The sequence below is a fragment of the Pseudonocardia sp. CA-142604 genome, from assembly GCF_050948475.1.
In the GTDB taxonomy this organism is placed as follows: Bacteria; Actinomycetota; Actinomycetes; order Mycobacteriales; family Pseudonocardiaceae; genus Pseudonocardia; species Pseudonocardia alaniniphila.
Genome location: NZ_CP192045.1, coordinates 7354681 through 7376952, shown reverse-complemented (window position 1 = coordinate 7376952; position 22272 = coordinate 7354681). Strand labels below are relative to the sequence as shown.

At 73.7% G+C, this 22272-nt stretch carries 15 protein-coding genes; 7 read left to right on the top strand and 8 right to left on the bottom strand.

The window, feature by feature from the left end; all coding sequences use genetic code 11:
- Positions 1-5: 5 nt before the first annotated feature.
- Complete coding sequence (locus ACQPZQ_RS33420; RefSeq protein WP_433287490.1) at positions 6-1514, bottom strand: long-chain-fatty-acid--CoA ligase; 1509 nt, start codon at positions 1512-1514, stop codon at positions 6-8.
- A 4-nt stretch (positions 1515-1518) separates the two neighbouring features.
- Between ACQPZQ_RS33420 and ACQPZQ_RS33415 the strand changes: the two genes are divergently transcribed.
- The 3 genes from ACQPZQ_RS33415 (at position 1519) to ACQPZQ_RS33405 (ending at position 3639) form a co-directional block, all read left to right on the top strand.
- Positions 1519-1809, top strand: coding sequence for a hypothetical protein (locus tag ACQPZQ_RS33415; RefSeq protein WP_433287488.1), 291 nt, complete (start codon positions 1519-1521; stop codon positions 1807-1809).
- Between the two features lie 257 nt (positions 1810-2066).
- Positions 2067-2540, top strand: a complete 474-nt coding sequence (locus ACQPZQ_RS33410) for a hypothetical protein (protein ID WP_433287486.1) — start codon at positions 2067-2069, stop codon at positions 2538-2540.
- Between the two features lie 106 nt (positions 2541-2646).
- Positions 2647-3639, top strand: a complete 993-nt coding sequence (locus ACQPZQ_RS33405) for a cytochrome c oxidase assembly protein (RefSeq protein ID WP_433287484.1) — start codon at positions 2647-2649, stop codon at positions 3637-3639.
- Between the two features lie 51 nt (positions 3640-3690).
- On the opposite strand, the gene ACQPZQ_RS33400 is transcribed toward ACQPZQ_RS33405, so the two are convergent.
- Positions 3691-4239 carry an MOSC domain-containing protein gene (locus ACQPZQ_RS33400; RefSeq protein ID WP_433287482.1) on the bottom strand — a complete coding sequence of 183 codons (549 nt, stop codon included), beginning with the start codon at positions 4237-4239 and terminating at the stop codon, positions 3691-3693.
- Between the two features lie 109 nt (positions 4240-4348).
- Here ACQPZQ_RS33400 and ACQPZQ_RS33395 point away from each other — a divergent pair, with 109 nt between their 5' ends.
- Genes ACQPZQ_RS33395 through ACQPZQ_RS33385 form a run of 3 tightly spaced genes read left to right on the top strand, consistent with a single transcriptional unit; the run spans position 4349 to position 9875 of the window.
- A complete protein-coding gene (locus ACQPZQ_RS33395; RefSeq protein WP_433287480.1) occupies positions 4349-5536 on the top strand; it encodes an exonuclease SbcCD subunit D in 1188 nt (395 codons plus the stop codon).
- The gene (locus ACQPZQ_RS33390; protein ID WP_433287478.1) at positions 5536-8874 is read left to right on the top strand and encodes an AAA family ATPase; all 3339 of its coding nucleotides are present in this window, start codon (positions 5536-5538) and stop codon (positions 8872-8874) included. The genes ACQPZQ_RS33395 and ACQPZQ_RS33390 overlap by 1 nt, the downstream gene beginning before the upstream one ends.
- Positions 8871-9875, top strand: a complete 1005-nt coding sequence (locus tag ACQPZQ_RS33385) for a hypothetical protein (RefSeq protein ID WP_433287476.1) — start codon at positions 8871-8873, stop codon at positions 9873-9875. The genes ACQPZQ_RS33390 and ACQPZQ_RS33385 overlap by 4 nt, the downstream gene beginning before the upstream one ends.
- 22 nt (positions 9876-9897) lie before the next feature.
- Here ACQPZQ_RS33385 and ACQPZQ_RS33380 read toward each other — a convergent pair whose 3' ends face one another.
- From ACQPZQ_RS33380 to recC, 5 genes are all read right to left on the bottom strand, one after another.
- On the bottom strand, positions 9898-10617 hold the full coding sequence (locus ACQPZQ_RS33380) for a hypothetical protein (RefSeq protein ID WP_433287474.1): 720 nt from the start codon (positions 10615-10617) through the stop codon (positions 9898-9900).
- A gap of 341 nt (positions 10618-10958) precedes the next feature.
- Entirely contained in the window at positions 10959-12167 is a 1209-nt protein-coding gene (locus ACQPZQ_RS33375; RefSeq protein ID WP_433287472.1) for an acyl-CoA dehydrogenase family protein, read from the bottom strand.
- Between the two features lie 149 nt (positions 12168-12316).
- Complete coding sequence (recD, locus tag ACQPZQ_RS33370; RefSeq protein ID WP_433287470.1) at positions 12317-14206, bottom strand: exodeoxyribonuclease V subunit alpha; 1890 nt, start codon at positions 14204-14206, stop codon at positions 12317-12319.
- Complete coding sequence (locus tag ACQPZQ_RS33365; RefSeq protein WP_433287468.1) at positions 14203-17586, bottom strand: UvrD-helicase domain-containing protein; 3384 nt, start codon at positions 17584-17586, stop codon at positions 14203-14205. The genes recD and ACQPZQ_RS33365 overlap by 4 nt, the downstream gene beginning before the upstream one ends.
- Positions 17583-20903 carry an exodeoxyribonuclease V subunit gamma gene (gene recC, locus ACQPZQ_RS33360; protein WP_433287466.1) on the bottom strand — a complete coding sequence of 1107 codons (3321 nt, stop codon included), beginning with the start codon at positions 20901-20903 and terminating at the stop codon, positions 17583-17585. The genes ACQPZQ_RS33365 and recC overlap by 4 nt, the downstream gene beginning before the upstream one ends.
- 193 nt (positions 20904-21096) lie before the next feature.
- Here recC and ACQPZQ_RS33355 point away from each other — a divergent pair, with 193 nt between their 5' ends.
- Positions 21097-21480: a hypothetical protein gene (locus tag ACQPZQ_RS33355; RefSeq protein WP_241036164.1), complete on the top strand. Its 384-nt coding sequence runs from the start codon at positions 21097-21099 to the stop codon at positions 21478-21480.
- Between the two features lie 130 nt (positions 21481-21610).
- Here ACQPZQ_RS33355 and ACQPZQ_RS33350 read toward each other — a convergent pair whose 3' ends face one another.
- Positions 21611-22087 carry a hypothetical protein gene (locus ACQPZQ_RS33350; protein ID WP_433287463.1) on the bottom strand — a complete coding sequence of 159 codons (477 nt, stop codon included), beginning with the start codon at positions 22085-22087 and terminating at the stop codon, positions 21611-21613.
- Between the last annotated feature and the right edge of the window lie 185 nt (positions 22088-22272).

Below are 22272 nucleotides of genomic sequence, written 5' to 3'. Positions count from 1 at the left end.
GGCGTTCAGTTCGTGGCACCGCGCCGGTACTGCTCGCGGAGCTCTCGCTTGAGGATCTTCCCGGCCCCGTTGCGGGGCAGGGTGGACGCGAAGTCCAGAGATTTCGGGCATTTGTATCCGGCGAGCTGCCCGCGACAGAACCGGAGCAGTTCGGTGGCGTCCGGATGGCGTGGTCCGACGGGCACGACCACGGCCTTCGGGACCTCGCCCCACTTCTCGTCGGGCACGCCGATCACCGCCACCTCGTCCACTGCGGGATGTTCTCCCAGCACGCGTTCCACCTCCGCGGCGTAGATGTTCTCCCCACCGCTGATGATCATGTCCTTGATCCGGTCGACGATGAACAGAAAGCCGTCTTTGTCGAGATAGCCGACGTCGCCGGTGCGGAGCCAGCCGCCGGGCAGCCGGGCGGCCTTCGTGGCGTCCGGTTGATTCCAGTAGCCGGCCATCACCTGCTCGCCGCGCAGGAGGATCTCGCCGACCTCGCCGTCCGGGACGGCCTCACCGGTGTCCGCCGCCGTGATCGCCACCTCTATGCCCGCCAGGGGCCGGCCTGCAGAGCTCAGGTGCCGGTCGTCTATCGGTGCGCGATGGTCCGCGGAGTCCAGCACCGTGGCGACGCCGGAGACCTCGGTGGCCCCGTAGACCTGGTAGAGGCCGGCATCGGTCATGGCCAGCAGGCGACGGAGCAGCGGGACCGGTATCGGTGAGCCGCCGTAGGCGAGACCCCGCAGCGAGGAGAGGTCCCGCTCGGCGAGGTCGGGGAGCTCCACCAGACCGGCGAGAACGGTCGGCACCACGAAGGCGTGCGTGACACGGAAGGTCTCGATCATGTCGACCAAGCGGGCGGGCACGACATCGGGAACGAGGATCAGCGTTGCCCCACGGTGCAGGGCCAGAAGTGCCCAGGCCAGCCCACCGATGTGGTACATCGGCATCGGAACGAGGTTCACGCTCGTGCGTGTGAGGCCGATGTGCGTGGAGACGGCCTCGCTGTGGGTCGCGAGGTTGCGGTGGGTCAGCATGGCGCCCTTGGGGACGCCGGTCGTGCCTGACGTGTAGAGCTGGAGGAACGGCTCGTCGGCGTCGGCGTCCCGCGGCTCACCGGGTGGCGGCGCCGACTCGAGCCACTCCTCGTACTCCGGGCCGACCACCACGACTCGGCGGTCGTACCCGAGATCCGCGAGCACGGGGGTGAACTCCGGGCGGACCAGGACGATCGCCGCTTCGGCGTCCCGCACGACGTAGTCGATCTCGGCTGGTGCGAGCCGGTAGTTGACGACCACCGTCGCCGCCCCGATCCAGGCCCCGGCCAGCACGAGCTCCAGGGCGGCCGGATGGTTCCTTCCCAGGAAGGCGATCCTGTCGCCGGGGCCGATCCCCGCCTCCCTGAGCGCTCCGGCCAGTCGACGGACCCGGTCGAGCAGCTCGGCCCAGGTCCAGCTCCGGTCCTCGAAGCGCAGCGCGACCGTGACGGGCTGCGTGACCGCCCAGTGCTGCAGCAATCGGGTCACGCTCGTGGGGCTGTCGGCACAGGGCACGGTGGTCCTCCATCGCGGTCGAAAGCCGGCCGCCGCCGCTCCCGGCGCGCTGCCGATCGACTCTTTTGCTTTCGGATTCATCCGCACCGGTGCGGAACAGTTTCGAGATCGCCCGACGGCGGTTTCACAGTCAGTTGTGACGGTCAAAAATGTAGCAGCGGATCGGCCGGTGCTACAGGCGGAAGTGTCGGCGATCACTTCACCCTCGGAAATGATCGACGCATCGGGCTGGGTGGGCAGATCGCCCGAATTCGAAGATCGCTGCTGAGATGGCTCCGACCTCGGGAGATGGGCCGAGTTCGTCCGGATGAGGCGCTGGCGCAAGGCCGGCGAACTAACCACGTCGATGGCGGTAGTGTGGCGCCGCGAAGGCCGCGCTGGTGCGGTTCCGCGCCTGAACCGCGCGGGCAGTGCAGATTCCGGTGCGCCGCCGAGAATTGTGCACATTGGGGGGATGCGCCCGTTCCGGGCAATGCCGCCGGCGCCGCCGTCGATCACAATCCGCTCAGCGGCAAGGAGTTGTGCATGAGGTCCGTTTATCGCGTTCTCGCCTACCTGGTGGCGCTCGAGGTCGTCATCCAGACCGCGTTGATCGCGTTCGCCTTCTTCGGCTTGAGGAAGTGGATCGCCGACGGTGGCGTGCTGGATGCGGCCGCCATCCGGAACCACACGGCGACGTACACCGGGGCCGAGGGAATCACGGTGCACGGGGTCAACGGGCAGATGATCGTGCCGGTGATCGCGGTGCTGTTGCTGGTCGCGTCCTTCTTCGCAAAGGTGCCCGGCGGGGTGCTGTGGGCCGCGATCACTCTGGTCACGGTCGTCGTCCAGGTGCTGCTGGGCATCTTCGGCGGCGCGGCCGCCGGGCTGGGGGTTCTGCACGGCGTGGTGGCGATCGGGCTGTTCGTCATCGCGGTGATCGCCGCACGCCGGGCCGACGTCCCCGTGCCCGCCGAGCCGGAGACCCCGACGTCGCATCACGCGGCCGGCATCGCCTAGTCACCGACGGAACGAGCGGCCCCTTCGTCCGCTGGGTCCCGGCGAGGGGCCGGTCGTCCGGCCTCGGCAGCGCTGGTGCCTCCGCACCCCGGCGTAGCGTCGGGGCGTGGCTTCCGGAGTGGTCGCGGCGCTGGCGTATGCCGGTCCGCCACCGTTGACGCTGGTACGGACGTTCACGTCCTGGCGCTTCACGCCCGGCGTCGCGGCAGCGGTGGCCGCTCTCGGCGGCGGCTACGGGCTGGGGTTGCGCCGTCGACCGGCGTCGGCGGGACCGTGGCCGCGCGGTCGGACCGTGAGCTTCGCCGCCGGAGTCGTGATCATCGCGATCGTCGGGATGTCCTTCCTCGGTGTGTACGACGACACGCTGTTCTGGGTGCGTGCCGTGCAGAACATCGTGCTGCTGATGGTGGTGCCGATGCTGCTGGCGATGGGGGCGCCGTTCACGTTGCTGCGCGACCAGCTGCCCGCTCCGGCGCGCGCCCGGTTGTCGCGGCTGCTGCACAGCAAAGCCGCCCGGCTGCTGACGTTTCCGCTGGTCGTGACGGTCGTGCTCACCCTGCCCCTGCTCGTGCTGTACCTCAGCCCGCTCTACGAGTTGACCCTGCGCAGCGCGGTGGCGAGCGCGGTGGCCGGGCTGGTGCTGGCCACCACCGGGTTCATCTACTTCTGGACGCGCTTCCGCATCGACCCGGCCCCCCGCACGGACCCCTACGGCGTGACGCTCGCGATCACCGTGGTGGAGATGATCGGCGACGCCGTGCTCGGGGTGGTGCTCTGGCTGGGCCCGCTGGTCGCGGCCGGGTACTACACCGCGCTCGCACGCGACTGGGGGCCGAGCATTCAGGTCGACCAGTGGCTCGGGGCAGGGGCGCTGTGGATCGGCGGCGACGTGGTGGGGCTGCCCTTCATCGGCGTGGTGTTCGCGCGGATGACCCGCGAGGACCATCAGAAAGCCGTCGTGATCGACGCCGAGCTCGACGCACGCGACGCCGAGAGAGCCGCCGCGACGGCCGAGCCGGACGGCCCGCGGGAATCGGACCGACCGCGCCTGTGGTGGGAGGACGACCCGGAGCTGTCCCACCGTTTCCGGCGCCGCTGACACTGGTGCTGGTGGGCGAACGGCGCGTTCGTCCCGATCGGTGGTGGGAGGTCAGACGGGGGACAGGGCTACCGCTTGTCCCGTCGGGAGCTCCACCTGGACGTCTTCGCCGGGACGGACGTGACCACCGGCGATGACGACGCCCATGACCCCCGCCTTGCGGACCAGCCGGCCCGCCGCGTCCCGGTCCAGCACGGCCTTCATCAGCCCGTCCTGCAGGCCGTTGATCTGGGCGCAGGGGTTGCGCAGGCCGGTGACCTCGACGATCGCCTCCGCGCCGATGTGCAGCCGGGTGCCGCGGGGGAGCCCGAGGAGATCGAGACCGCGAACGGTGATGTTCTCGCCCAACTGGCCAGGGGCTACGTCGAAACCCCTGCTCCGCAGCTCGTCGTGCAGCTCGGCGTGGATGAGGTGGACCTGCCGCAGGTTCGGCTGGGTCGGGTCCACCGCAACACGCGAGCGGTGCTGCACGGTGACGCCTGCGTGCGCGTCGTCACGGACGCCGAGGCCGGCGAGCAGCTCAATGCTGTCCTCGACCGGCTTGCTGAACTCGTGCACCGAGCTGCGGCTGACCGTGACGACCGTGCCGACGTCCTTCACGCGCCCATGCTCGCATCGGGGGCGTCGGCCCGTCGGACGAGCGGCTCCGGGATCGCTTGCGGCGTGCGTCCCCGATCCTGACGGAGCCCGCGCCTACGATGACCACCTCATGCGGCTGTTGCACACGTCCGACTGGCACGTCGGCAAGACGCTCAAGGGGCATTCGCGTCTCGACGAGCAGGAGCAGGTGCTCCGCGAGATCGTCGGGATCGCGCGTGAGCACGAGGTCGACGCGGTGCTCGTCGCGGGCGACCTCTACGACACCGCGGCGCCGTCGGCGCAGGCCCAGCAGCTCGTGATCCGCACGCTCATGGGCCTCGCCCGCAACGCGGAGGTCATCGCGATCGCGGGCAACCACGACCACGCCCCCACCATCGACGCCTACCGCCCGCTCGCGGGCGTCGCGGGAATCACGCTGGTCGGGTCGGTGCGCACGGCGGAGCGGGGCGGGGTCGTCGAGTTCACGGCCCGGTCCACGGGGGAGCGGGCCACCGTCGCGGTGCTGCCGTTCCTGTCCCAGCGCTACGCGGTGCGCGCTGCAGAGCTGGTCACGAACACGCCCGCCGAGAACACCGGCGCCTACGACCAGCAGCTGCGCGACATCCTCGCGAGTCTCACCGCCGGCTTCCGCGACGACGCGGTGAACCTGGTGATGGCCCACCTCACGATCCTCAACGCCACCTTCGGCGGCGGCGAGCGAGCGGCACAGTCGATCTTCGAGTACGCCGTGCCCGCCACGATCTTCCCCGTCGAGGCGCACTATGTGGCGCTGGGGCACCTGCACCGCCGCCAGCGCGTCGACGCGCCCTGCCCCGTGCACTACTGCGGCGCGCCCCTCGCCATCGACTTCGGCGAGCAGGACAACACCCCGGTCGTCTGCCTGGTCGAGGCGGCACCGGGCACGCCCGCGAAGGTCACCGACATCCCGATCACGGCCGGGCGGCGGCTGCGGACGCTGCGCGGCACGGTCGCCGAACTGTCGGTGCTCGCGGGCACCGTGGGCGAGGACTTCCTGCGGGTCTGGGTGCGCGAGCCCGCCCGCGCCGGACTGCGAGAAGAGGTGATGGCGATTCTGCCGGGGGCACTGGAGGTGCGGATCGACCCCGAGTTCGCCGCGCCCGTGGCATCGTCGCGGCCCGCGTCCGGGGCGGAACGCGCTCCGTCCGAGCTGTTCCGCGAGTACCTCGGCACGAGGAACGTGGCCGACCCCCGCGTCGAGCAGTTGTTCGCACGGCTGCACGACCGTGTCACCGATGGGTCGCTCGCGGGCCCGAGCATCGATACGGGAGCCCACTGATGCGACCGGTCCTGCTGGAGATCGCCGGGTTCGGGTCCTTCCGCGAGCCCACCGCCCTCGACTTCACCGGCGCGGAGTACTTCGCGCTGGTCGGCCCCACGGGCGCTGGCAAGTCCACCGTGATCGACGCGATGACGTTCGCGCTCTACGGCTCGGTGCCGCGCTGGGACAACAGCCGCACGGTCGCGCTCGCGCTGGCCCCCACCGTCAACCGCGGCACGGTCCGGCTCGTGTTCGACGTGGGCGGCGCGCGGTACGTCGCAGCGCGCGAGCTGCGGCGGGCGGCCACCGGGAGCGTGTCGGTGCGTAGCGCCCGGCTGGAGCGGCTGCGCGACGCCGCGGGCATCGGCGGCCCCGACGAGGAGATCGAGCCGCTCGCCGACGGCGCCGGTGCGGTCACCAAGGCCGTCGAGGATCTTCTGGGGCTACCTTTCGGCGACTTCTGCACCTGCGTGGTGCTGCCGCAGGGCGACTTCGCCGAGTTCCTGCACACCGAGCCGCGCAAACGCCAGGAGAAGCTGGTGCGGATCCTCGGACTCGGCGTCTATGACGTGATCGCGCGGGAGGCCAACAGCGAGGCGGCGGCGGCGCGGCAGCGGGCGGAGGTGCTGGCCGAGCAGCTCGCCGCCTACGCCGACGCCACCCCGGAGGCCGAGGAGGAGGCCTCCGCGCGGGTGAGTGAGCTGGAGGCGCTCGCGGAGCGCGTCGGCGTCGCGGTTCCCGAACTCGCCGGCGCGGCGGCCGCGCTCGACACCGCGCAGGAGCAGGTCACCAGGCTGCGCCGCGAGCGAGAGCAGCTCGGCGCGCTCACCGTGCCCGGCGGCCTCGCCGAGCTCGACGCGCGGCAGCGCGCCGTCGCCCAGGAAAGAGCCGCTGCAGCCGAGCGCGCCGCCGTCGCCGAGTCCGCCGACACCGCCGCCCGGGAGCGACTCGCCGCAGCCCCGGCCAGGGGGCCGCTCGAACAGGCGCGGCGCCACCATGCCGAGCTCGCGAGCCTGTCCGGCGAGCTGCCGGGCGCGCGGGAGCGCCACGAGAAGACGAGCGCGGCCTACGCCACCGCGGTGAGCGACGCCGCCGACGCGCGGGCCGGCGTCGACGAGGCGCGGTCGCGCCGCGACGCTTCCGTCGCCGCGCTCACCGAAGCCCAGGAGGCCCTGCGCCGGCTCACGGCCGAACGCGACACCCTGCGGTCGGTGACCGTGCCCGCAGGGCTCGACGCGCTCGACCGCCGCCGGTCCGCGGCCGCCACCGCTCTCGACCGGGCCGTCGCCGTGCTCGTGGAGGCCGAGGGCGCCGACGCCCAGGCGCGCACGGCCCTCGCCGCCGCGCCGGCACGGGGCCCGCTGGAGCAGGCCCGGCGCGACCGCCACGATCTCGACGGCGCCGAGGCGGAGCAGCGCGCCGTCGCGGAACGTGCCGGCGCTGCCGAGCAGGAGATCGCGGCGGCCGCAGCGCTGGTCGCCGAGACCCGCCACCGCCTCGACCACGCCCACGAGCAGCAGGCGCTCGCCCAGCGGGCCGACCTCGCCGCCTCGCTGCGCCCCACGCTCGTCGCGGGCGATGCGTGTCCCGTGTGCACACAGGTGGTGGCGACGCTGCCCGTGCCGCTGCCGAGCAGCTCCGATGCCGACCCCGACGCTCCGCGGCGGGCCGTGGCCGCAGCCGAGCGGGCCCTCGACGAGGCCCGGCGCCGGGAGGCGGCCGCAGCCGCGGCACGCGAGCGGATCGCCGCCGAGTCGGAGCGGCTCGATGCCACGGTCGTGCGTCTCACGTCCGCGCTGCAGGGCACGCTGCCGGGCCAGGCCGGCGCGGTGCCGGAGGCGGCGGAGATCGACGCGGCCCTCGCTCAGCTCGACCGGCTCGCCGCTGCCGCGGACGAGGCAGCCGCCGCGGTGCGTGGCGCCCGGCGCAGCCGCGACGAGGCCGCAGCCGGGGTGGAGGAGCTGCGCGCCGAGGTCGCCGCGGCCACCGCAGGCCTGCGCGCCGCGCGCGACCCGCTGGTGCCGCTGGGGGTCCCCGCCGTCGCCGACGGCGATGTCCTCGGCGGCTGGACGGCACTGGTCACGTGGGCGCGAGAGGCCGCCGAGGAGCGTGCGGCCGGCCTCCCGTCCGCGCAGGAAGCCGCAGTCTCGGCCGAACGCCACCGGCACACCGCCGAGGAGTCACTGGCCGCGGCCGACCGGGCCGCGGCCGAGCGCCGTCGTGACGAGACCTCCGCCGCCCGCGCGGAACAGGACGCCCGGGGTGCGGTCGAGACGATCGAGCGGCGCACCGCGCAGCTCGAGGCCGCCCTCGCGGACGCGCCGTCGGACGCCGAGGCCGCCGAAGAGCTCACACGGCTCGACGCCCTGGACGTCGCCTGCCGGGAAGCCGACGCGCAGCTGCGTGGCGCCCGGGTGGCGCTGCGTTCCGCGGAACGCACCGCCGACGACGTCGGGCGGGAGGTCCGGGCGGCCTGGGAGGCGTTGCGGCAGGCCCGCGACCCGCTCGTCCCGCTCGGTGCGCCCGCCGTGAGCGGCGACGAACTGCTGGCGGGATGGCAGGCGCTCACCGGCTGGGCCCAGCGCGAGGCGGCGGTTCGAACCGCGCGGCTCGCCGAGGCTGAACGGGCCGCGGAGTCGGTCCGGGAGGCCCGCGATGCCGTCGAACGACGGATCGGGGAGGACCTGCTCGCACACCAGGTCACCGCCGCCCCGCCGCTCGGCACCACCGCGCCAGCCGCCGTCGCCGCGGTGCTCGCACGCTCGCGGTCGGCGCAGGAGCGCATCGCGGAGCGGCGGGCGTCGGCCGAGAAGATCCGCGCCGATCGCGACGAGGCGGAGTCCGCCCAGCAGGTCGCGAAACTGCTCGGCAACCTGCTCCGCTCCGACGGGTTCCCACGCTGGCTGGTGGCCTCCGCCCTCGACACGCTCGTGGCCGATGCCTCCCGGAGCCTCGCCGAGCTCTCCGCCGGCCAGTTCGAGCTCACCCATGAGGGCGGCGAGTTCCTGGTGATCGACCACGCCGACGCCGACGCGCGGCGGCCGGTGAAGACGTTGTCGGGCGGCGAGACGTTCCAGGCGAGCCTCGCGCTGGCCCTGGCGCTCTCGGCACAGATGTCCGGCCTCGCCGCGAAGGGAGCGGCCCGCCTGGAGTCGATCTTCCTCGACGAGGGCTTCGGCACGCTCGACGAGACCAACCTCGAGGTCGTCGCGGGCACGCTGGAGAACCTCTCCACGCGGGGCGATCGCATGGTCGGCGTCATCACGCACGTGGCGGCGCTCGCCGAACGGGTGCCGGTACGGTTCGCCGTGCGCCGAGACCAGCGCACCTCGTCCGTCACACGGGAGGGCTTGTGAGGTTCGCCGTCGAGGCCTGGGACCCGTCCTACGGCGCGAGCGTCGAGTCCGAGCTCAACGAGTCGGCCGCCGAGGTCGTCCTCGACGTCGAGCGGCCGGTGCAGAGCTGGCACCCGATCGATCCCGACCCATCGGTCCGGCCACCCGCCGCGGTGCTGTTCGTCGACGGCGTGCGGCGGGTCGACGCGCAGGTGTGGGTGGAGGAGCAGGAAGGGCAGGCATCCCCCGCGCTGTGCGCCTCCTACGCGGCCGGGGCGGTGTGCTGCTGCCGCGACGGCGCCCACCTGCTGCCGCCCGAGGTCCGCCGTGGCCTGTTCAGCACGGCCCCGGAAGCCGACGACATCGCCACCGGCGCCGGCACGTACCAGGCGCAGCGCACCGACGAGCGCAGCGGCGTGGCTCCCGGCCAGGTGCTCAGCTCTGCGCTGCAGAGGGCTCTCGCCGACACGGAGTTCGCCGCCGCCACCGCTGCCCGTGGCGGCCACCTGGCCCCGGAGCATCCCGGCGCCGACGGCGATCTCGACGACCTGCTCGTGCTCGACGGTTCCCTGCGTGGCCGCCAGCACCTTCCCCGCACGATCGGCTACGTCAAGACCCACCACAGCAACTACCTCCCGCCGCAGCTCGCCGCCGTGATCGCCACGCTCGGCGCGGGCCAGCGCACCCCGGTGTTCCGGATCGAGGCCCCGTGGCGGCGCCACACCTGGTACCTGCGGCTGCCCTGCCGTCCGGGCGCCCCCTGGGCCGGGGTGGTGCGGGTGGAGTGCAGCGCGGAACTTCCCGCCGCCGACGTCGTCACGCTCGCGTCGCGGAGCCAGGTGACGTTGGGCCGGTTCGCCTCCGCGGAGTACAAGGACTCGCGCGCGCCGCAGAACCTCTATCCCATCGCAGGCCTCGAGCGGGAGCTACGCAGGCGGCTGGGGGATCCCAACCTGCTGTACCGGGCGCTGCGCCGGGCCGCGGTCCGCGAGCGCGAGGCACAACCGGTGGCGGTGGCGTAGCGGCCGGCGCCGCACCAGGAGGTCAGGTCCGGGGCGGTCGCGGCTCCACGGGCAGATCGAGGATGCCCGCTGCTCGGGCCGACCGCCCCGTGCCGGGCGGGAAGTCCGTGGAGCGGATGCGGCTCTGGAGGTACAGCCGCTCGTCGCGGCTCCACCTCGACCACAGCTGCTCGATCACGGCGAGGGCCTGGAACTGCTCGTTGGCCGACGCCGGGGCGGCCACCGCCGACGCCAGGAGCGTCACGTCCGCGGTCGACGGGTCGCCTTTCATGAACCCGATACCGAGGATGCGCAGCACCGGTGAGCCTTCGAGGAACATGGCGCGCACCTCGGCGGCAGGAATCTTGGAACCGAAGGCCATGGCCCGGGCCCGCTCCACCAGGACGTCCTGGAGGTGCACCCGCGCGTGATCGAGCTCGGGGTCGCCCCGGAGCTCGGCGTGGACGATCTCGTAGGCGATCGCGAAGCGGGACAGCCCGGAGCTCTCCATCACGGCCGCTGCGACGGGCGCCCCCGAGGCGGCGGCCTCCTGCGTGAGCTTCAGGCTCACGCCGTCCGTCCGCACGTCGAGCTCGGTGAGCCGGGGCAGCACCACGGCGACGATCAGCAGCGCCGTCCCCGCGGCGAGCACGGCCACAGCGGCCGCGTCACTGCCCAGCACGAACGAGCCCACGCCACCGGCGATCAGAGCGACAACACCCACCGCGGCGATCCCGAACCGCACGAGGACCTGGGAGGACACCCTCGGCCGCCGAGACGCAGCGCCGTCTCCCCGGACGGGAGCGTTGCGGACATCAGCGGTGGCAGCGGCACGCGTCCGATCACCGGGAGCGTCCGGCCGCCGCGGCGTCGCCACGGTGTCCGCCCGGGTCGGCGTCTCGTGCTTGTCCGTCGCCTGAGCGTGATCAGGGACTGGACTGCGTGGCCGATCACCGTGGGTGTCCGGGTGCTGCTGCGCACCGAGGTCCGCTCGGGTCGGCGTCTCGTGCTTGTCCGTCACCGGAACATGATCGGGGCCGGGGAGCGCTGCCGATCTCCGCCGCGCCGTCCCGCCGGGCGAACGTGATCGAATCGGCCGGAGTTTCAGACCAGCGGGCTGACCTGATCCTGGGAGCCCACGAGTGCCCGGCCGTACATCTCCCGGCTGAGGCCACCGTTGAGGGCGGGGTGGCGAGCCGCGGTCTCCAGATCCCGCCAGTAACGCTGGATGACCTTCGCCCGCGAGAGCGAGCTCGCACCGCTCACCGTCAGGAGAAGCTGCACCGCGTCACTCAGGCATCGGCACGCGTAGGCGGCATCCATCCGTACGCGTGTGCGTTCGACCATGTCCGGCTGCTGACCTGCCGCAGCAGCGGCGCCGACGAAAGCCGCGGAACGGCTCATGTGCAACCAGGCCGAGTCGATCAGGTTCATGGCGTCGGCAAGCGTGGCCTGCACGCTCGGTGAGTCGGCAAGCCGCGTGTAGATCGACATGGCGAGGGGCTTGCCGCCATCGACCAGTTCCATCGTCTGCGCGAAGACCGCTCGGGCGATTCCGTGCAGGGGCGCAGCGAGCGCGAGGCTCAAGGCTCCCGTGGGGATCCGGTACAGCGGCTCGCCGGCCCGGGAGGCTCCGTCCGCGACGTCGGCGAATCGGCGGATCCGATGGTCCGGTACGAAGACACGCTCGCCCACGAGTGTGTGGCTGCCGGTTCCGCGCATCCCGACCATGTCCCAGGTGTCCTCGATGGAGAGGGAGTCGCGAGGCACGATGGCAAGGGCCTGGTCGATCGGCACATCGTTCTCGTCCAGGATCGGCATGCCGATCGCGGACCAGCCCGCCTGATAGCAGCCGGAGCTGGAGGCCCAACGACCGGAAACGATCTGGCCGCCCTCGGTGCGAGTGGCGGTGAGGCCGAGCCCGGTGAACGAACCGCACATGGCCACGTCGGGGCCATCACCCCACACCTCGCGGCGGACGGTGTCACCGAACGACGCCGCGATGTGCTGAATGCCGTAGGAGAGGGCCACGACCCAAGCGCTCGACGGGCACGCGACGGCCACCTCGGACACGACGGCGATGCAGGTTGCAAGGTCGGCCTCTGCTCCGCCGACGGCGCGAGGCACACCGAGGCGGAAGAGGCCCGCCGCGCGGAGCGCCTCCGCGGCTTCGGCGGTCAGCCGGCTCTCGCACTCGGCCCGATCCGCGTTGTCCCGCAGCACCGGTGCGATCGCCCGCACGGCATCGAGAAGCGCGGCGCGAGTGCTGTCTGTCGAGTCGTTCAGGGTCGGCGCAAGGCGTGGTGCGTGCATGAGCGGCGCTCCAAGGCGTGCAGGCAGATACGGCGTCCGGACGGTCGTTCGGAGGGCTACGAATCCGTGCCTCTCAAGCCGAGTGCACCGGCGGCGCCGGGGCCACCGAGTGTGGACGAGATCACCTCGCCCGGTCACCGCAGGCTTGTTCAGCTCTCCAGGCCGAGCCGCCGTCGCAGCCCGCTCGCGCGCCCGACCGGGCGCTGCACCGCTGCGCGGACGGCTTCCTCCGTGCCGACGACCCGCACGAACTCCCGTGCCCTGGTGACGGCGGTGTAGAGCAGCTCCCGGGTGAGCAGGGGTGACTCGGCCGGGGGCAGCACCACGGTGACCCGGCGGAACTGGCTGCCCTGCCCGCGGTGAACCGTCATGGCGTGCACCGTGGCCACCTCCGACAGCCGCGCCGGCGCGTGCAGCGTGGGCGGCCCGCCCCGCGCGAACGCGACCCGCAGCCCTTCGGGCCGTTGCACGACCACGCCGGTGTCGCCGTTGAAGAGGCCAGTGTCGTAGTCGTTGGCGGTGACCAGCACCGGCCGGCCGGGGTACCAGGGGCCGGCCGGGGCGTTCCCGCGCGGGGCGTGGGGGCTGCCCAGCCACCGCTCGATCTCCATGGTCCACCGCGCCACCCCGTAGGGGCCCTGCCGGTGGGCACACAGCACCCGGTGCTGTTCGAGCGCGGCCAACGCGGTCTCGACCTCACCCGCGGCTGCCGCCCTGGCCAGCTCACGCCCCGCCTGAACGACGTCGTCGCGCACCGCCTCGGGTGCCGCCGCGAAGGCGAGGTCCGGGCGCCCACTGCGCAGCAGGGCGACCGCGGCATCGGCGTCGCCTGCCTGCACCGCCCTGGCGAACTCGGCGATCGCGCCGCCGAAGCGCCAGACGTGGTCGAGCGTGACGACACCGTTCACCACCCCGCCGGGCAGGCCGAGTTCGGCCAGCGCCGCATCGAGGGCGCTCTCGGGACGGCCGGGAGCGCGGGCGAGATCGCCCAGCACCGCCCCGGCCTCGACGGACGCGAGCTGATCGGGGTCGCCGACCAGCACCAGCCGCGCCTGCGGCCGGACGGCCTCGAGCAGCCGGGCCATCATCGTGAGCGACACCATGGACGTCTCGTCCACGACCACCACGTCGAACGGCAACCGCTGGGTGCGGTCATAGCGGAACCGTCGGGTGCCGGGCCGCCACCCGAGCAGCCGGTGCAGGGTGGCCGCCTCGGGCACACGCCCTCGCAGCTGCGCCGGAAGCTCCGCCGCCACCGCCTCCTGCAGGCGTGCCGCGGCTTTGCCGGTGGGAGCGGCCAGTGCGACGCGGGGTGGGGGCCCGGGCTGGTCGTGCAGCAGCGCCAGCAGCCGCGCGACGGTGGTGGTCTTGCCGGTGCCCGGACCACCGGCCAGCACGGTGACCCTGCGCAGCGCACTCACCGCCGACGCGAGCCGCTGTTTCTCCGATCCGGCGGCCGGGAAGAGCCGGTGGAGCCCGGCGGCGAGCCTCGGCAGGTCGACCTGCGGCGGGGCGGCCGCCGCCCGCTCGGCAAGCGAGCAGCGCACCTGCTCCTCCTCGCGCCAGTAGCGGTCGAGGTAGAGCAGCCCGTCGACCGCTCGCAGCGGGCGGCCGGGTGGCGCGCCCGCCCCGTCGGCGACGAGCGGACCGGCCGTGCACATCGCGAGCCAGCCCGCGGGCTCCGGCCAGGGCAGGGCGGACACGTCGACGAGCTCGTCGCCCTCGCCGAGCACCGTGCGGCTGACGTCGGCGAGGTCGACGCACACCGAACCCTGCCGCACCGCCCGCACGGCCAGCGCCACCGCGAGCAGCACCTCCTCGCGCGCCTCACCGCCGAGCCGGCCCACCCTCGTGGCGACGTGGACGTCGGAGGGCTCCAGCACCCCCGCGGCGTTGAACGCGGCGAGCAGGCCGGTGGCCGAGTGGGCGAGCCGCATGTCCCCCGGATCGACCGGCGTGGCGGTCGCGGCGGCACCATCGCGGGTGGGCCCGGCCGCGGTGGGTGTCGACCCGGCGAGGGTCTCGGCCACTCCGGTCATCGCGAGACCTCGCCGTCGAGCAGCGCGGAGAGCTCCACCACCAGCGCAGCGGGCGGCTTCCAGCTGAACACCCCGCACGGAACACCGTCGACCACGGGGGTGTCGGCGCCGCACATGCCGCGGACGAACAGGTAGAGCACGCCGCCCAGGTGACGCTCCGGTTCGTAACCGGGCTGTCGCCAGCGCAGGAACCGGTGCAGCGCGACCGAGTACAGCAGCGCCTGCAGCGGGTACTGCGCCGCGATCATCGCGTCGGCAAGACGCGCGGGCGTGTAGTGGGCGGAGGTGAGCGGCGCGCGGCCGTCAGGCCCGAGTGGGCCCAGCCAGTTGGTCTTGTAGTCGACCACCGCGAATCGCTCGTCCGGTAGCCGGAGCACGGCGTCGATGCTGCCGGTGAGGTAGCCACGCAGCTGCTGCTCGGGAAGCCCGGCGAGGACATCCGGGTACCCCACCAGCGGGTCGTCGGCCGACAGGTGGCGGCGCAGCAACGGCGCGATCGCGCCGAGCGGTACGGCGGCGCCGGGCCCGTCGCCGCCTGCGAGGGGGAGCTCGAAGTCGAGCTCGGCGAGCCGGTGGCGCGGGGCGATGTCGGCGAGCCGGAGCCCACCGGCGAGCGGCCCCATCGGCGTGAGCGCCGCAGGCAGCAACGCGGCGGCGAGCGCGGCGGCGTCGACGCCGGGCGTGGGGTGCAACGCGAGCTGCTCGTGGGCGTGGGCACTGAGCTCGGCCGGCAGGTCGGCCGCCGTGAGATCGGCCGCCTCGAAGATCGCGTGCACGAGGGTGCCGAACCCGGCGCCGACCGGAAGCTCGCCCATCGGCGACGCCAGCCCATCGCCGTCGGCGGGCCGGTCCGTCTCCCCGATCGCGCCGATCGTTCCGCTGCCGTCCGCCTCCTCGCTCTCCGGGCTCCCCTCGTCGTCAGTACCCGGCTCTTCGGGCTCGCTGCCGACCCCGGGACCGTGGCCAGCGGTGGCCGTGAGCGCGCTGTAGGAAGTGCGGCGCCAGTCGCCGTCGAGCCGGCGCGCGAACTCGGCCGCCCGCAGGTCACCCGCCTCGGACCCGGCCGCGGTGAAACCAGCGGCGGGCCGCAGCCCGACCTCCTCGACCGCGATCTCGGCGCGGGCCAGCTCACGCAGCGCCGCCAGGGCCGCAGCGTCGGGCGGCACCCGGTAGGCCTCCGCAGGGTCGGTGCCTTCGGCCGGTCGCCCGATGAGCAACCGGTGCACCGGCGACGTCGCCGTGGTGGTGGCCGGCACCCACCACGTCACCACCTGGGAGCGCGCACGCGTGAGCGCAACGTAGAAGAGGCGCAGATCCTCCCCGGCCTCCTCCAGCCGATGCCGCGCGCACCGCTCCTTCCAGCCCTCGCCGGTCTCGCCGCCGACGTCGAGCACGCGGGCGCCCGACTCGTCGTGCAGCAGCGGCACCTCGGGGTCGCGGACGTTGCGGTCCCACCCGAACGGCACGTAGACGATCGGGAACTCCAGGCCCTTGCTGCGGTGGATGGTGATGATCTGCACCGCGGCAGCGTCGGACTCCAGGCGCCTGCTGCGCTCCGCGCCGACGTCCTCGGCGGCGTCGGAGATGCGGTGGCGCAGCCAGTCGGTGAGCGCCGCCGGGCCGAGGTGCTCGGCCACGGCCGCCGCGTGCAGAGCCTGCGCGACGTGGCGCAGGTCGGTGAGCCGGCGCTCGCCGTCGGATGTGGCGAGCAGGCGACGGGGCAGCGCCGTGGCGGTGGTGACCGCCTCCAGCAGCGCCGCGACACCGCGGTCGTGGAGCACGGCAGCCCACGCGCGCAGCGTGCCGCCGAGGGCGTCGAGCAGATCGTCGGCCCCGGGACCGCACAGCTCCTCGACCGTGTGCCCCAGGAAGCACGTGAGAGCTGCCGCACGGGCACGGAACGCCCGCGGCTGCTCCAGCGCCTCGAGCAGGGTGAGCCACTCACGGGCGATCGGGGTGCCGAAGACGCTCGCCGTGCCCGACAGCACGGCCGGGACGCCGGCCGCGGCCAGGGCGTCGCGAATCCGCGAACCCTGCTCGTTGGTGCGCACCAGCACGGCCACGTCGCCCGGCACCACCGCTTCGCCCGCGACACGGGCCGGGCTCGCCAGCAGCGCGGCGATGTCGGCCGCTGCGTCGCGCGCGACGAGATCGCGCGCCGGGCCGACGACGGCGAGGTCGCGCTTGGGCGCCCGGGGCAGCCCGGCGCGGGAAACCACCCGGATCCGCAACGGCGCGTCGACCGGCGCTCCGGCCAGCCGCCGACCATGATGCGCGGCCTCGACGGGATGCACGGTGATGCGCCGGTCGCCCAGCGCCGCGCCCGCGAACACGACGTCGAGCGCGGTGAGCAGCGAGGCGTCGCTGCGCCAGTTGCGGGCGAGCGTGGCGTGCTGACGCGCGCTCTCGGTGGCGTCGAGGTAGCTGACGACGTCGGCGCCACGGAAGGCGTAGATCGCCTGCTTCGGGTCGCCGATCAACACCAGCGTGGTGTGCTCGTGGAAGGCGCGGCGCAGGATGTCCCACTGCACCGGGTCGGTGTCCTGGAACTCGTCGACGAGCACGACGCGGTACCGGTCGCGCAGCCGCTGCGGCGCTCCCCGCGCGGGGTCGGCCAGCGCGTCGGCGAGCCGGGTGAGCATGTCGTCGTAGGTGTAGATCCGCTGCGCCCGCTTGCGGCGGGCCACCTCACTCCGCACCGCGACGGCGAAGCGGTGGCGGACGTGCGCTGTGCTCCCCGGGGTGGCGTCGAGGGGCTCGAGCCGCGCCTGCCCGTCGTACACGGCGTGGCGGGCCAGCACGAGCGCCTCGGACCGGCTGAAGGCGGGCGTGCCTGCGGCGTGTGCGCCGTACTTGCGCACGTAGAAGTCGTCGACCACCTCGGTGAGCAGGTCGTCGATCGAGTCGACGAACACGGCGTCCGGATCGCCGTCGCCCGCGACCCCCAGCCCGGCGAGCATCTGCTGGCAGAACTGGTGGGTGGTGGCGATCGTGGCGGCGTCGAACTGGGCCAGCGCGCGGGCGAGCCGGGCCCTGCGGGCCGCGACCTCGTGGTCGGCGCCGTCGGCCAGCAGCCGGACCACCTCGTCGTCACCGCTGCGCGCCGCGGACGGGTCGGCCAAGGCCCGCTCGGCCGACACGAGCCGCTCACGAACCCGTTCGCGCAGCTCCTGGCTGGCCTCCCGGCCGAACGTGACCAGCATCAGCTCGGGCAGCGTGGCGTGGCCCTCCGCGACGTAGCGGGCGGCGAGCGCGGCGATCGTGAACGTCTTGCCGGTGCCGGCGCTCGCCTCGAGGACCGTGGTGCCGGTGGGCAGGGGACCGCAGACATCGAACGAGGCCGGGGCGAGTACGGGGGTGCGACCGATTGTTGCCGTCACAGCCGTACCACGTCCTCCGCCGTCAGCAAGGGTGCCCACAGGCGCATGGCGAGCGCCCCGAACCGGGTGGGCTCGCTCCCGGGATCGCCCGGCCCGATGAGCACGTCCGGGCCCGGCGCCCGCCCCCAGACCCGTGCGTGCGCGTCGTCGGCCTGCTCGGCGCCTGCTCCGTTGGTCCACTTCCGCAGCGCCTCGTCGAGGGCCGCCTCGGCGTCGGCACCGCCGCGCCGGACCGAGGCGTAGGTGTGGCCCGCGACGGTGGGCAGCGGGAGCGGCTCCCGCAGGCCCGCCCGGTGGAGCTCCACCAGCTCGGCGAGCAGCTCGGTGGCCTGATCGGGATCGAGCGGGCCCGCGCTCGCCCTGCTCAGCCCGAACCGCGTGCCCCGGCCGATCGTGATCGCGCACCACGGCTCCCGGCTGGACGCGGTGAGGGCCAGGAGCCGGACCCACGCCCGCATGCGCTGCTTCGGCGCCAGCCGGGAGAACTCGACGCGCACCAGCGCCGTGCCGTGGAGTCCACCGAGCGTGCCCACCACGCGGACGCCGCCGGGCAGCGCGACGTCCACGTCGCGGTCCGCTGCCTCACCCACGAGGAGCGGTGCCGCGGCAGCCACGAGCGGTTCGACGTCGTCGAGGACCCGTCGGAGCACGGCGTCGCCCAGCGCACCCGGGGGCAGCTCCCCGCGCCGCCACTCCGCCTGCCGGCAGTGGTCGAGATCGTGGCCGGCGAGCCGGTCACGCAGCAGCCGGTCGCCGATCGCCCACGTGGCCAGCCCGTCGAGATCCACCGGTAGCGCGTCGGACGGGTCGTCCTCGCCGGCGAAGAGCGACAGCCCGACCCGCTGCCGGAGGAACTCCTTGACCGGATGCTCGAGGAACGCGACGAGATCGTCCAACGCCACGACCTCGCGCTCGACGGGCGGAAGCGGCCCTCTGACGAAGGGCGCGGGTGGCGTCTTCGTGCCGGCTGCCGCCCGCGCCCCGGCGAGCTCGGTGCGGTCGAAGCTGAACGGGCCGGGCGTGGCCAGCGCTCCCGCGGTGAAGTTGCGGGCGTCGAACGGCTGCAGCGGATGGCGCACCATGACGTGCTGAGGACCGGCGGGACCGGCGGTGGCCTCGATCGTGTCGAGCAGCTCCCCGAGCGGCACGGCGGGTGGGCGCCGGGCTCCCGTGCGCTCGTCGGCGCCTGAGTGCACGACGACGAGATGCTCGGTGGCCGCGCAGATCGCGTCGAGCATCAGCTGGCGGTCCTCGCTGCGGGGATCGCGCTCGCCCACCAGGGGATCGCGTGCGAGGACGTCGTCGCCGTCGGGGACGCCGACGCGGGGGAACACCCCGTCGTCGAGCCCGAGCAGGCAGACCACCCGGTGCGGGACCGACCGCATCGGCACGAGCGTGGCGACCGTGAGCGTGCCGGTGCGGAAGTTGGCGCGCGTCGGCCGGCCGCGCAGCCGCTCCGTGAGAAGCCCCCGGACGTCGGCGAGCCCGAGTGGGACGGTGCCGGCGTGGGGTCCGGCCGCACGGGCGGCGTCGGCCAGCTCGCCGCGGGCTTGAGCCGCCTGCCAGGCGTCGGCGGTGGTGGTGTCGGTGAGTGCGTCGAGCCCGGCGACCAGCGCCGTGACCCACTCGTCGAGCGTGTGCTCGCCCGCCAGCCGGGCCAGGGTGGCGGCCAGCCGGTCGACGAACTCGGCCAGCCGCCCGATGCGCTCGACGTCGCCGGAGTCGACCTCCTCCAGCGGCAGCGCGGTGCCGAGCCACCCCTGCTCCCCGGAGCCGCCCGCCATCGTGACGCCCAGGAGCAGCCGGTCGAGCCCGGCGGACCAGGTGTTCTGCGCGAACCCGTCGAGATGGAACGGAGCGCGGTGGGGCCCGTCGAGCCCCCAGCGCACCCCGGACCGGACGACGAGCTCGCGCAGCCGGTCGAGGTCGGTGTCGTCGAGGCGGAAGCGGCGGCGCACCGGGATGGAGCCCAGCAGGTCGAGCACCTGGGACGCGGTGAGCCGGGCGTCGGCGAGCTCGAGCAGCTGGGCAACCGTGTCGAGCAGGGGGTTGACCTGCCGCAACGCGCGGTCGGCCAGCCGGACCTGCAACTGGTGGCCGGGATGGGTGTGTGCACCCGCGACGTCCGGTTCGGCGAGCCCGAAGGCAGCGGAGATCAACGGCGCGAACGTCTCGATGTCGGGGCACATGACGAGCACATCGCGCGGCTCGAGCGTGGGGTCGTCGTGGAGCAGCCCGAGAACGATCTCGCGTAGCACCTCCACCTGCCGATCCGGGCCGTGGCAGGAGTGGACCTGGACGCTGCGGTCCTCCGGGTGCAGCGGGGCGTCGCAGCCGGGGGTCAGGTCGTCCCTCAGGTCGCGCTGCAGCCTGCCGAGCAGGGTGGGCGGAGGATCGGGCAGCGGGTGGTGGTGGTCGACGAGATCGGGGGCCGACCCGGAAAGCCGGACCTGGAGCTCACGGACGTCGCGCCCGAGCGACGACAGCAGCGGATGCCGCGGCAGACCGGCGGTGGGGTCAGCGCGCCGGAGCGGAACGTGGCCCACGGGGGCAACGGCCGTCCAGAGCGCGGGGGACGGGTGGGCGAGCCAGAGGTGCACCTCACGGTGCTCGGCGAGAGCGGCGATCACGGCGAGGTGCTCGGCCGGCAGCCGGGTGGGGCCGAACAGCGACAGCCGCGGCGGCAGCGGCGCCGCCGCGGGATTGGCACGCAGGACCGCGCACGCGGCGCCGACCCGCTCGGCGGGGCCGGGGACACCGATCCGCTCCCGCAGCCGCCGCCACAGCTCCGGCTGCCACGCGAGATCGGCGGCCCGCTCGCCCGGGACGCCCTCGCCCGCCTGCCAGCCGGCCAGCATGTCGGGCCGGGCCGCCGCGTATGACGCGAACAGATCGGCGAGGTGGCGAGCCGTGGCGTGCCTACGGCTGCGCTGGGATCCGCCGTCGCGGAGGTGGACCCCCAGCGGCGCGCACCACGGCTCGCCCGCGCTCTCGTCGATGACCTCCAGCAGTGGCCACACCGCCCGCTCCGGACGCCACGGGTCCTCCCGTGGGTCGATGCCGACGGCGCCCCCGATGGCCACCGCGACCACTGCTGCCGGCGACGGGAACGCGACCCCCGCACACACACCGTCGCCCCGCCCCGATGCCGCGCCCAGCCGGTGCGACAACCGCTGCGCCAGCCAGCGCTCGATGCCCTTCGCCGGGACCGCGACGACCTCGTCGGTGAACGGATCGTCGAGCGGATGGGCGAGGAGTTCACCAAGCGCATCGGCCAGTGCGTCGGCCCGCTCGGACCTGTGCACGTGCAGCCCCACTCGGATCACCCCCCTGCCTCGTGAGGGACAAGGTAGGTGGCGGGTCGGACAGTTCCGTACGCGGGCGGCCTTGTCACTGACGGTGAGATCTTCGGAGAAAAGGACACGATGGTGGTATCCCGCTACCGCCGCGTAAACGGGAAGCTGTGCCTCGCGATCTTCTGATGGTGCGAAGTGCAGGAGGAGCCCGGACATGAGCGACGCGATCCCCGGACCGGGAGTGCCGGAGCAGCGCGGCGTCCGTGATCACGCCCGTGGTGAGGTTCTGCACCGCCACGCCCGGCTGACCAAGAGTGGCCGGCCGATCTTCTGCACACCCAGCCGCGCCGAGATCGAAGGGCACATGCTGCCCCGCCAGAGTCGTGGCACCGACGGCAAGGTCATCTACCCCACCCGGGAGGCCGCGGAGGCCGCGGCTCGTGAGCTCGAATCGCTCGGCTCACGGCTGCTCCGCTCATACCGATGCGGCCGGTCGCGAGGTGGGCACTACCACCTCACCACCGACACCGGGTTCCGCGCCGGCCAGACCCCGCTGCACCTGCGCATTCCTCAGCAGCGTCCGCCCCTGTCCGCCTGAGCCGCCTCCGCCCGGAGCCCTCCCCGATGGTGCTCCGGCCGGAGCGGGCTCAGCGGCTACCGGACTGATCCGGCCTGAGGACGCCCTGCCGTGGCCGCCGGGCTTTGTCCCGGCGGCCGGCGTTTGCGAATCAGTTCGACTTGCGCGCGTTACGGCGGAGCGCAACGGCGCCCGCGCCCGCACCCAGCGTGGTCAGGCCACCGAGCGCGAGCAGGCCGGGGAGCATCTCGTTGGAACCGGACCCGTCGCCCGTCTCCACGCCGCCCACCGGGGGAGTGGGGACCTGCGGAGCGCCGCCGCCACCGCCACCCCCGCCGCCACCGCCGTCGTTGTTGTTGTCGTCGCCGTTGTCGTCGCCGTTGTCGTCCCCGTTGCCGTTGTCGTCCCCGGTGAACGCGGCGTCGCCAGTGTTCTCGGCATCCGTGTTGTCGGCGTTGTCGGAGCTGTCGTCGGCGCTGTTGTCGTCTGCGCTGTTGTCGTCGGCGTTGTCCCCACCGTTGTCGCCCGACTGCGCGGGGGCGTAGCTGTAGTCCTGGGCGTAAGCCAGGCTGGCCATGGGGATCGAGGTGGCCGCGGCGAGGATGACTGCGGCGGCCGTCGTGCGCATGCGCATTAGTGCCTTCCCTGGTGAGTCGGGCGGGAAGCCGTCAGCACTGAACGTGACGGTCGCTGTACCCGCTGTCACGCCCAACGCCGGCCGTCAGGGCCGGTTACGGGCGTTCGGGGCAGGACGCCCGGATCGGATGACCGGTTGCAGTCTGTGATCGCTCTCGCCTGACCTGCATCGGCTCG